Raw genomic sequence first — 11,225 nt, 5'->3', positions numbered from 1 at the left:
TGCTTCAACCGCACTGTCGAAAATATGGGGCACTTGTTCATCCTTCTTCGGGTGGGATCAAAAGGTATGCAACCCAGGTTGATCTGGCATGATGTTTCTGTTGCGGGATTTCGCTATCGCTTTCACCTTGCATGACGCCATTTTGGCTCATTCACAGACGCGATGTCATCAGGCGGCCCAGTCGAGTACTGTCTTGCGCAGCGCCTCGATCGCCAGTGGTTTTGCGAGATGGGCCTGCATTCCCGCTGCGATACATTGTTCGATATCCTGCTCGAACGCATTGGCGGTCAGCGCGATGATCGGAAGCGTTTTCGCATCAATCCCCTGCTCGCGAACCATTCTTGTCGCCTTGATCCCGTCCACATAGGGCATCTGCAAATCCATCAGGGCAAGATCATATTGATTTTCCGAAAATTCGGCTTTTCTGATCATGGCAACCGCTTCTGCGCCATCGACGGCCAGCTCATATTGATAGCCAAGCCTGGTCAGCATTTCCCCGATCAGCACCTGGTTAACATCGTGGTCCTCCGCCACCAGAATGCGCAGCGCGTTTGCGCCATTTTGTCCGGGCACTCCGGTTGGTTTGGGAATGTAATAAGATTCTTGGTCCCGCCCTGCTCCAGCCGGTCAACCGGTATTTGCACAGTGAATTTCGAACCGCGACCGACATAGCTTTCCAGAAGAATTGCACCGCCCATGAGCTCGATCAGCTGCTTGCTGATTGTCAGACCCAGGCCGCTGCCACCATGCTTTCTGGCGGTGGAATCATCCTCCTGGATGAACGGTTCAAAAATTGCTTCCTGTCGATCCGGTGCAATACCCACGCCGGTATCGGCCACCGCGATAGACAGTTCCGGCTTGTCTGCCTCGCTGAACGAAGCCGAAATTGTAATATATCCGGTTTCCGTGAATTTGATGGCATTGGCGAGAAGATTCATCACGATCTGCCGCAAACGGAAACCGTCCACCTGAATCCATTGCGGTACATTCTTGTCCACCTCCACGAGGATAGTCAGATGCTTTTCCTCCGCATTGGGGGAAAAAATCTTGACGCAACTGTTCAGCAAATGCCGAATGTCAAACGGTTCGGGCGAAATTGTCATCGCTCCGGAATCGACCTTCGAAATATCCAGAATATCGTTGAGCAACGTCATCATCGCCGAACCGGAATCGGCGATCAGCCCGACATATTTCTTTTGCGTCTCGTTCAGTGTTCCATCATCCAGCAATTGCGTAAAACCGATCACACCGTTCATCGGGGTACGGATTTCATGACTCATATTGGCCAGAAATTTGGACTTTGCGCCAGTCGCAGCCTTGGCAACCTCGAGCGCGCTGACGATCTCTCTCTCCTTGTCGACGAGTATCTGTGTCTTGTTCTTGACCTCCTGTCGCACATAGGCTTCGCGGCGGGCATAGAACATCACCAGAGTGGCGAAGGCGAGAACAAGAGCCAGCCCGCCGATGAGAACGAACTTGGGCTCCTGCGTTCCGACATTGGCCTCGAACTCCGGTGTGCTGTCCCAGGAAACAGTCCATTCCTGCCCCATCATCGGCAAGACTTTGGTGACCGAATAGCGCGCTTTACGAGATTTCTCAGCGTCTGATTTACTCTCGAAAATCAGCTCTGAATCATTCGTGGATTTGCCATCATAAACGGTGATCCGGAAATTCGTGCCCTGACTTGCAGTGAGCCCCTTCATGAACCGGGAAGCGATGAACGGAGCGTAGACCCAGCCGCGGAAGGCGGCGCGGCGCTGCGATACGGAATTCAGCGGACGCCCGGACTCATAAATGGGCCGAAGCAACAGGAACCCTGCACTTTTCTCTTTGTCCTGTACCAGAAATATGCGCTTCGTGATGGTCGCCTTGCCACTGTCCCTTGCCTGATAGGCCGCAGAGCGACGGTTTGCTTCGAAACCGATATCCAGGCCCACGGCTTCCTTGTTGATCGACATGGGCTCGATATAGGTTATGGGCAATATCTCGGACCATTGCGTCCGCGGATAGACCTCCAAATCGGTGACCCCGCGGGAAGAAAGATCGGCCAGAAAGGCGCTTTCCCTGGAGCGCAAGACCTGTTCGATATAGCCAATCCCGTTGATACCGGGCAGTGTTTCCTCGATCTTGAGAATATCGACGAAAGTCTTCCAGTCGCTTATCGCGACGCGATCGGATGAAGCGAACAAGGCTGCACCGCTATCCAGCGCTTGCCGATAAGATTCTATCCTGTGGGTAAGCGCCAGTTCACTGTCTTTGGACAAGGTTTCAAAGGCGGCAAAATTACGTTCATATGTGGTTGTCTTGGTCAGATTCCACGCAAAGATAGTCACACCCAGCAACACGATCGTACCAAACAGCAATGTGGCGCCGGTGGTGACGTTCATGGGAAAAATTTCATTTTCTCGCAACTTGCGAGCAAATCGTTTCAACGGCACGTTCATAAATGTTGCCCAACTTGTTGCAGGGATTCCTGCGAACCCAGCAGGGATGATATTCGATCAGCCAGATCCTGAGGCAGAAACGGTTTTGCCATATAATCTGCGGCGCCGGCCCGAAAGGCTTCAGCCATGGCGTTTTTACCTGTCTGGCTGGTCAGAACCAGAACCGGGATGGCAGAGGTCCTTGCCTGCCTTTTGAGGACGGGCAAGACTTCCGGTCCCCTTAGTCCGGGCATACGGTTATCCAGAATGATAAGATCGGGCAGAGCCCGAAGTGCGGCGGACAGGACGCTATAGCCATTGTCAACCACAACAACCTTGTGACCGCAAGACTCGAGCTTGTGATAAACCAGATCGCCCAGAAGGGCGTCATCATCTGCAAACAGGATAGTGGCCAATTTCAGTTCCTTTGTCTTTGCCTTTCCCGCCCAACCCGGTGCGGAAAATTGAAACAGATAGATTTAAATCAAATCGATCCTGATCACGTCTCGATGTAATTACGGACCGAACGGCCGAGAATTAACCATTCTGGGTCGAACTATTAGGTGAGCAACGCCAATATCCGGCAGAATAGCTGGCGATTTTGCATCTCCAGTTCTGACAATTCGGACCAGAAAATCAGTGTCCTTCCGCTGGATCGGTAGGCAGGGAGATAGCGGTGGAGAGCTGTTCGTCGGCCGTTGGCGGCAGGCCCGCTAGCGAGCAACGCGAATATCGATACTTAATCGAAGCCCAGAATCACCGTCTTTCATCATGGGCCAAATACAATCCTGACCGACATCGGAGCCTGATTGGCACAGGCCCGAAAAGAAAGGACAAAGCATGAAGCATGATCAGGACATAGGCAGGGCGGTCGTACATGCGCCCCTGGCTCGGAAATCTGCAGCTGACAATTCCCTGTCCGCAAAGGCCCGGCTGCTGTTGGTCGAAGATCATGATGTGAACCAAATTCTCATTCAGGCGATGACCAAGCGACTGGGCTATAAAACCGAACTGGCTTCGGATGGAACCGAGGCCGTTGCCCAAATTAGCCAGTCGGTAGCCGAAGACAATCCGTTTGATCTCGTGCTGATGGATATCCAGATGCCCTTCATGGACGGATATGAAGCCACCCGCATAATCCGGACCAGCGGAATATCGGCAGAACAGCTGCCGATTATCGCAGTCACGGCAAACGCATTTGGCGATGATATTCGAAACTGCCTGGAGGCAGGGATGCAGGCGCATATATCAAAACCCGTCGATATTTCCGATCTCAAGACCGTTCTGCAACACTGGCTCAAGCCCCGGCAGCGGGAACCACAAAAATCCCCCGCAACTGAACTGACCAGCGATATTTCCGATGATCTGTTCGAGCGCTACCGGTTGCGCCGGGAAGCGGCGATCGACAGCGTGATCCGCTTCGTGAAGCAAGGCACTTTCTCCGATGCCGAAACTCGTCAAATTCGCGAGCAATTACACAAGCTTGCCGGGACCGCTGCGATGTTCGGCGAACAGGAACTGGGCAATCATGCAAAGCTGATCGAAGATGGGCTGAAACAGTGGGAAATGGCGGAACGACCCCATGAGATGCGTAACGCACTGGAAAATCTGCTCGAAGCGGCGTGAGACTTTGATTGCGGCCCCGATTGACTGACCCATCGCCAGCACAACAGAACCGCCTCATCAAAGCCTATGGGTGCGCAGGCCGCGGCAACAGCGCAGATTTCGCTGATGCAACGTTCAGCCATAAGGCCGAAAATCCTGCCCGGTCAGGCGTTCAGTGCGTCGAACACCGCTTCCGCCCATTCCTTTTTGCAGATCAGAAGATCGGGCATATAGGTGTCTTTCTGATTGTAGACCAGCGGCGAGCCGTCAATCCGCGAGCAGTGGAGACCATAAGCCGAAGCGACCGCTGCCGGCGCGCAACTATCCCATTCATATTGCCCGCCCGAATGGAGATAGATTTCCGCTTCCCCCTGCACCACAGCCATGGCTTTTGCGCCGGCAGAACCCATCGGCAATAATTCGCCGCCCAATCGCTCTGCTACTGCAACCGCTTCTGCTGCCGGCCGCGTACGGCTGACGACAAGCCGGGGCGGGCCGTCATGCGCGCGCAGGTCACCGACTTTGTCGCTGCGCAGGACAGTGCCACCATCCTGCCCCGGCAGCGCGACGGCCCCGACCGAGGCCACCCCGTCGATCGCCAGTGCGACATGCACGGCCCAGTCCGAGCGCGCTTCGCCATATTCCCGCGTGCCATCGACCGGATCGATGATCCAGACACGGGATTTGTCGAGCCGTTCATCGGTATCCTTGCTTTCTTCCGACAGCAGTCCGTCTTCCGGCCGTTGCTGACGCAAGGCATGGACAAGAAACTCGTTGGCGGTCTGGTCTCCGGCTTTGCCGAGAGCTTTGCCCTCGAACATTCCACTTTCCCGAACTTCGAGCAGAATTCGTCCGGCAACATGAGCAAGATGGGCGGCAAGATCGGCATCGGTCATAATTTTACTCATTTCAGCGGCATGATCTGGCGAACGATATATTCGGCAGCTTCTGTGGGGGTCATTTCAACGGTATTCACCCGAATTTCCGCGTTTTCAGGAGATTCATACGGGCTATCGATACCGGTGAAATTCTTGAGCTTGCCGCTGCGGGCTTTCTTGTAGAGCCCCTTGACGTCGCGCTGTTCGGCAACCTCGAGTGGTGTGTCGACAAATATCTCGATAAACTCTCCATCGGACAGCATTTCACGCACCATTTGCCGTTCCGCGCGGAACGGACTGATAAAGGCTGTCAGCACGATCAATCCGGCATCGGTCATCAATTTCGCGACTTCGCCAACGCGCCGGATATTCTCGATCCGGTCCGCTTCGGTAAAGCCGAGATCCTTGTTCAATCCGTGCCGCACATTGTCCCCGTCGAGAAGGAATGTGTGGCGATTCATCAGATTGAGACTTTTCTCGACCTCGTTGGCAATCGTCGATTTGCCCGAGCCGGAAAGACCGGTGAACCACAGGACCCGCGGGGTCTGGTTCTTCAGCGCCGCATGTTCTTCCCGCGTAATCGTGGTGGGCTGCCAGTGGACATTATCGGCACGTCGCAGGCTGAAATGCAACATCCCGGCGGCGACGGTCGCATTGGTAATCTTGTCGACCAAAATGAAACCGCCAAGTTGCCGGCTGTCGGCATAAGCCTCGAACACGATCGGTTTGTCGGTATGGATTTCGGTCACGCCGATGCCGTTCAGTTCCAGCGTCTTGGCTGCGAGATGCTCCATCGTGTTGATGTTGATCTCATATTTGGGCTCCTGGACCGACGCGCTGACCGTCTGCGTCGCCAGCTTGAGCCAGTAGCCGCGACCGGGCTTCAACGCTTCGTCGCTCATCCACACGATCGTGGATTCAAACTGGTCCGAAACTTCGGGCGGATCCCCTGCCGCCGCGATTACATCGCCACGCGAACAGTCCACTTCGTCTTCCAGCGTGATCGTGACCGACTGGCCAGCGACCGCTTCGTCGAGTTCGCCATCCAGAGTCACGATGCTCTTCACCCGGCTGTTCTTGCCCGACGGCACAACGCGCACAGGATCACCCGGCTTCACAGTGCCCCCGGAAACAAGCCCGGAGAAACCGCGGAAGTCAAGATTGGGACGGTTGACCCACTGGACCGGCATCCGGAACGGCTTATCCTGCGCAACCGTGGCCGTGATCTCGATATTTTCGAGATGGGCGATAAGCGCGGGACCCTCGTACCAAGGCGTATGGGCCGACGGGGCCTCGGTGATATTGTCGCCTTTGAAGCCGGAAATCGGGATCGCCGTGAAGCTTTCGATGCCGATTTCTGCGGCAAATTCGCGATAATCTTCGACGATTGAATCGAATATGTCCTGACTGAAGTCGACAAGGTCCATCTTGTTCACCGCCAGAATCAGATTCTTGATCCCGAGCAGATGGGCCAGATAGGAATGGCGCCGCGTCTGGACCAAGATCCCCTTGCGGGCATCCACCAGTATGACGGCAGCATCCGCAGTCGATGCACCCGTCACCATGTTTCGCGTATATTGTTCGTGGCCCGGCGTATCGGCGACAATGAACTTGCGCTTTTCGGTCGAGAAGAAACGATAGGCAACATCGATGGTGATACCCTGTTCGCGCTCGGCGGCGAGACCGTCGACCAGCAGGGCAAAATCAATCTCCTGCCCCTGGGTGCCGGACTTCTTGCTGTCGGCTTCCAGCGCGGTCAGCTGATCTTCAAAGATCATCTTGCTGTCGTACAGCAAACGGCCGATCAGCGTGCTCTTGCCGTCGTCGACGCTGCCGCAGGTGATGAAACGCAGCAGTTCCTTGTTCTGGTGCTGCGCGAGATAGGCGTCGATATCCTCGGCGATCAGCGCATCGGTTTTGTAAATCGGATCATTTCCGGTCTGTTCGGTCATCAGAAATAGCCCTCCTGCTTCTTCTTCTCCATGCCAGCACCGCCTTCATCCTTGTCGATGATCCGCCCCTGGCGTTCGCTGGTGGTTGTCAGCAGCATTTCCTGAATGACTTCGGACAGCGTCGATGCCGAACTCTCGACGGCACCGGTCAACGGGAAACAGCCCAAGGTGCGAAAACGGACCGAACGCGTGGTGATTTCGGGCTTCCTGCCCATGACCTTTTCCAGCCGGTCCAGATCATCCGCCATGAACAGACCACCTTCATGAATATAGGTCGGACGGGGTGCCGCAAAATAAAGCGGTACGATCTCGATATTCTCGGCCATGATATATTGCCAGATATCCAGCTCGGTCCAGTTGCTGATCGGGAAGACGCGAATGCTTTCCCCCTTCGCCTTCCTGGCGTTGTAGAGATTCCACAATTCGGGCCGCTGGTTTTTCGGGTCCCATCCGTGGCTGGCAGTGCGGAAGGAAAAATCCGTTCCTTAGCCCGACTTTTTCCTCGTCGCGACGCGCGCCCCCGAAGGCCACGTCAAATCCGTGCAGGTCGAGGGCCTGTTTCAGCCCTTCGGTCTTCCACATATCGGTGTGCAGCGGGCCATGGTCGAACGGATTGATTCCCCGTTCCTGAGCTTCGGCATTGTGATGCACGATCAACTCCATCCCGGCATCCTGCGCCGCCTTTTCACGCAGCGCGTACATGTCCTTGAATTTCCATGTCGTATCGACATGGAGCAGGGGAAACGGCGGTGGCGAAGGATAAAATGCCTTTTTGGCCAGATGCAGCAGCACCGCGCTGTCCTTACCGACGCTGTACATCATCACCGGCTTCTGCGCATCGGCCATCACTTCTCGCATAATGTGAATGGCTTCAGCCTCAAGCCGCTCCAAATGGGTTAAGATACGGGTCACTTGTCATTCCATCCTTGATCGTTCCCGGACACAATAGCCGCTTTCGACTGGCATGTAGTTCCCAAATGGGATATGCACGAGAAATGGCCGTAATCTACAGCGAAGAACATGACCTGGTCGCCGCGTTGCATCGCGGCACCCTCGGGGCGCCCCGTGGGAGGAATTTCTGGAGCAGTTGCGTCGCAGAACCGCCGCCGATTATGCAAGACTGCTGTTTCAGGGCGATCATGACTGGTTGCAATCGGTCCGGATTCCCGCTGTCGACGACGACCTGGGGGATATCAACGAAATCTACCGACAGGAATTCGGCAATTCGCAAGCGCTCCCGCACAAGGCCATGCGGCCAAACCGGGTCTATTCGCTGAACGAATTCATAGACTCGAGCGACCCCCTGCAAAGCCGCTTCAAGACGCTGTTCATGCAGGATCCCGATATCCGTTTTGCCCGCAACATGCGTGTGACTGAACCCAATGGCGGACAGATCTGGATTTCGCTCGGGCGCAAGAAGAGCGATTTTTCGGCGAGTGACGGCGCGCTGCTGGGATCGCTTGCCAATCATCTGGCGATTGCCGCCGGCACCCATGCCGAACTGGAAAGACAACGGCTGAAAGCGGGGATTTCTGCCGATGCGATCATGCGATTGAATTTCGGCTGGTTCATGCTTGATGGGTCCGGCCGGGTCATTGACATGAGCGAACAGGCAGAAGCCCTGGTGCAGGAAGCGCAAACCCTACGCAAATCGCCGGACGGACGTCTCGTGGCCGAGCAGGCCGACGCGCAGGGTGTATTGCGCAAATTTCTGAAATTGCGTCAAGCGGGGGAAACCGTTGTCCGCTCGGTCCATCTGTCGGACGAACCATGGCTGGACATGTTGCTCACCAACCCGCCGGCCGATCTGCCCGGTGCGCTCCAGCCGGTTGCTATTGCCTTTGTTCACGGCGAGCGAACCAGCAACGCCGAGCGCAGCCAGCATCTCGCCAATCTTTTCGGCCTGACCCTGCAGGAAGCCCGCCTGGCCCTGCATATCAGTCATGGCGTGACAATCCGGGAAGCAGCAACGCTGCTGGGCCTTACCCACGAGACCACGCGACTCTATTCAAAACGGATTTACGCAAAACCGGAACCCGCGGACAGGCCGATCTTGTTCGGCTCATTCTGGCGAGCATCGTTGCACTGGCCTGACGCAGTGGCGGGACTGATAGCCGGAGGGCCACGCAGAATGATGAGCACGCCCGGGAGCAGAGCTGTCGAATATCGTTCCGACTATCGGGCCTCTCTACATAGCGCGTGAACCCTGATTGAGGTCCGGCTGTCGAGGTCGATCCAGACCGGCTGAGTGCATATTCACTCTCATATCCGGTCGCCGGCTTTCGCCGGCAGAATATTGCTCGCTTAGCTATGCTCTCGCCGCTCTGCTCCTCAAATGGGATAATGCCCGGGCTGGGTCTCCATAGTGATCCAGCGCAATTGGGTGAAGCTGTCGATACCGGCCTTGCCGCCAAAGCGGCCATAGCCGGACGCGCCGACGCCGCCGAAGGGCATCTGCGCCTCGTCGTGCACGGTCGCACCATTTACATGGCAGATCCCCGACCGGATCTGACGGGCAACACCCAACCCTCGGGCGGTATCACCGCGCGCTATGACAAGATCCACCTGTTCGACGTTGATCTTGGTCCTGATGAATCGCACCGGGAACCCCTCTCAACCCTATTGCCGGGGCCGATGACATATCGATCACGGCGCCCTTCACAATATAAACTATTTCCCGCGACCTTGCGCGTTAGAAAATCTGCAGATCTTTACCAGCGACGACCTTCCCGTCGAAAACCTCGCCGACTTCCCGAAGGAAATCCATGCATATTTGCGCCATTTGATGGCTAGCATTACTAACAGCTGGCACAACCCTACAAACAGGTGCCATCGTCACAGAATAAAATACGAGCCTATACCGAGCCTAAGCCTTTCAAGCTTTCTTGAAATTTCATCTAAGTCATTGAAAATATTGGTGCGCCCGACAGGATTCGAACCTGTGGCCCCCAGATTAGGAATCTGATGCTCTATCCGACTGAGCTACGGGCGCTGTGGCGGCATGTTTAGCCAGATCGGCGGGCGCATGCCACAGTCAATTTTTCGATTCGGGCGGCAAGACCGGCAGCGGCAGCGGAAGCGCCGCAATGCCTTCTTCTGCCAGATCGGCCACTTCTTCCTGCGAGGCCGTGCCGTGGATCGGTTTCTCCTCCGCGTCGCCATAATGAATGTCGCGCGCCCGATCGGCAAATTTGTCACCGACCCATTCGGAACTGGCCAGCATCTTTTCTTGCGCTTCGGCCAGTTTGCCGATGATTTCCCGATATTCGGCCGGCACCGCCACGTCATTGGAAACCGGCTTGGCAGCGACCGGCATTTCGGTACGCTCTTCCGCAGGTCTGGCCGACGCGGCTTGCTGATTGCCTTTGCGGCCCAGATTTGGGGCCATCACCGCCTTGGCAATATTGCCGCTGCCGCACACGGGACAGTCCAGCAGGCCGCGAGCCTGTTGATCGGCATAATCGTCCGAGGATCCGAACCAGCCCTCGAATCGATGCTCGCCATCGGCGCAGATCAGGTCAAAAATAATCATCTTGTTGGTACCGGCTTGGCAAAGCTTTTGCGATTGGCAACGGCAGGAATGCGTGAACGCACCGCCTTTACCTGCCCGATATCCAGGTCGCAGAAACCTATCCCTGCCCCCTCCCCCATGTCGAGGAGGATGTCGCCCCAGGGATCGACGACCATCGAATGGCCGTAAGTTGACCGGCCATCTTCGTGCTGGCCATATTGCGCGGCTGCGACGACAAAGGCCCCTGCCTCGATCGCGCGGGCACGCAGCAAGATTTGCCAATGGGCCTTCCCGGTGGGCACGGTAAAGGCAGCGGGTACCGACAATATGTCCGCGCCCGCATTGGTCAGGGCCTCGTACAGAGCCGGAAAGCGGAGATCATAGCAAATCGACAGGCCAAGTGTCGCTTCGCCAACCGGCGCAACCACTGCGTTGCGTCCGCCGGCATAGGCCGAGGATTCCCGCTGCGATTCATCAGGACCAAGATCAACGTCGAACAGGTGGATCTTGTCATAGCGCGCGGTGATATCGCCCCGAGGGTTGATCAGATAGGAGCGGTTGTTCCATTTCGCACCGGGATCATCCGGGTTCTTGATCGCCAGCGAGCCCAGTTGCACCCATATCCCCGCCTTCTGCGCCGCAGACCGGACGGCGGACAGGACCGCATCCTCCGGTTCGCTGCGAATCGCCGATGCCGCGCGTGACCGGTCCCGGTCCAGCAGTCCGCTCATTTCGGGGGTGAAGATCACGGTAGCGCCACCCGCAGCGGCTTCCGCAATGGACGAACAGAGTTGGTCGGCATTGTCCTCCGGAACAATACCGCTGTTCATCTGGGCCAGCGCGATTTTCAACCCGG

At 56.3% G+C, this 11,225-nt stretch carries 9 protein-coding genes, 1 tRNA gene and 2 pseudogenes; 2 read left to right on the top strand and 10 right to left on the bottom strand.

Features of this window, described 5'->3' with window-relative positions:
* Positions 1-168: 168 nt before the first annotated feature.
* From C8024_RS04890 to C8024_RS04880, 3 genes are read right to left on the bottom strand one after another with little or no spacing between them, the layout of a single operon-like run.
* On the bottom strand, positions 169-534 hold the full coding sequence (locus C8024_RS04890; protein WP_173203228.1) for a response regulator: 366 nt from the start codon (positions 532-534) through the stop codon (positions 169-171).
* Positions 501-2,387, bottom strand: coding sequence for a CHASE domain-containing protein (locus tag C8024_RS04885; RefSeq protein ID WP_173203226.1), 1,887 nt, complete (start codon positions 2,385-2,387; stop codon positions 501-503). Before C8024_RS04885 ends, C8024_RS04890 begins: the two co-directional genes overlap by 34 nt.
* Positions 2,388-2,440: 53 nt before the next feature.
* Positions 2,441-2,839: a PleD family two-component system response regulator gene (locus C8024_RS04880; protein WP_173203224.1), complete on the bottom strand. Its 399-nt coding sequence runs from the start codon at positions 2,837-2,839 to the stop codon at positions 2,441-2,443.
* Positions 2,840-3,263: 424 nt separating this feature from the next.
* On the opposite strand from C8024_RS04880, the gene C8024_RS04875 reads away from it, so the two are divergent.
* Positions 3,264-4,049: a response regulator gene (locus tag C8024_RS04875; RefSeq protein WP_173203222.1), complete on the top strand. Its 786-nt coding sequence runs from the start codon at positions 3,264-3,266 to the stop codon at positions 4,047-4,049.
* 143 nt (positions 4,050-4,192) lie between these two features.
* Here the strand turns inward: C8024_RS04875 and C8024_RS04870 are convergent, their stop codons facing one another.
* From C8024_RS04870 to cysD, 3 genes and pseudogenes are all read right to left on the bottom strand, one after another.
* Complete coding sequence (locus C8024_RS04870; protein WP_254305567.1) at positions 4,193-4,936, bottom strand: 3'(2'),5'-bisphosphate nucleotidase CysQ; 744 nt, start codon at positions 4,934-4,936, stop codon at positions 4,193-4,195.
* Positions 4,933-6,858: a sulfate adenylyltransferase subunit CysN gene (cysN, locus tag C8024_RS04865; RefSeq protein ID WP_173203220.1), complete on the bottom strand. Its 1,926-nt coding sequence runs from the start codon at positions 6,856-6,858 to the stop codon at positions 4,933-4,935. Before cysN ends, C8024_RS04870 begins: the two co-directional genes overlap by 4 nt.
* Positions 6,858-7,716 (bottom strand): annotated as a pseudogene (gene cysD, locus C8024_RS04860) (sulfate adenylyltransferase subunit CysD). Before cysD ends, cysN begins: the two are co-directional and overlap by 1 nt.
* A gap of 229 nt (positions 7,717-7,945) precedes the next feature.
* Here cysD and C8024_RS04855 point away from each other — a divergent pair.
* The gene (locus tag C8024_RS04855; protein ID WP_173203218.1) at positions 7,946-9,061 is read left to right on the top strand and encodes a hypothetical protein; all 1,116 of its coding nucleotides are present in this window, start codon (positions 7,946-7,948) and stop codon (positions 9,059-9,061) included.
* A 128-nt stretch (positions 9,062-9,189) separates the two neighbouring features.
* On the opposite strand, the pseudogene C8024_RS04850 reads toward C8024_RS04855, so the two are convergent.
* From C8024_RS04850 to C8024_RS04835, 4 genes and pseudogenes are all read right to left on the bottom strand, one after another.
* A pseudogene (locus C8024_RS04850) lies at positions 9,190-9,399 on the bottom strand (aldehyde dehydrogenase family protein); the annotation flags it as partial.
* Between the two features lie 374 nt (positions 9,400-9,773).
* Positions 9,774-9,850 (bottom strand) — tRNA-Arg (locus C8024_RS04845).
* A gap of 42 nt (positions 9,851-9,892) precedes the next feature.
* The gene (locus C8024_RS04840) at positions 9,893-10,390 is read right to left on the bottom strand and encodes a DUF1178 family protein (RefSeq protein ID WP_100094332.1); all 498 of its coding nucleotides are present in this window, start codon (positions 10,388-10,390) and stop codon (positions 9,893-9,895) included.
* Complete coding sequence (locus C8024_RS04835) at positions 10,387-11,220, bottom strand: carbon-nitrogen hydrolase family protein (protein ID WP_173203216.1); 834 nt, start codon at positions 11,218-11,220, stop codon at positions 10,387-10,389. Before C8024_RS04835 ends, C8024_RS04840 begins: the two co-directional genes overlap by 4 nt.
* Positions 11,221-11,225: the final 5 nt, after the last annotated feature.

The sequence above is a fragment of the Sphingopyxis sp. BSNA05 genome (assembly GCF_013265645.1).
In the GTDB taxonomy this organism is placed as follows: domain Bacteria; phylum Pseudomonadota; class Alphaproteobacteria; order Sphingomonadales; family Sphingomonadaceae; genus Parasphingorhabdus.
This window is presented reverse-complemented; position numbering and strand designations above follow the sequence as displayed.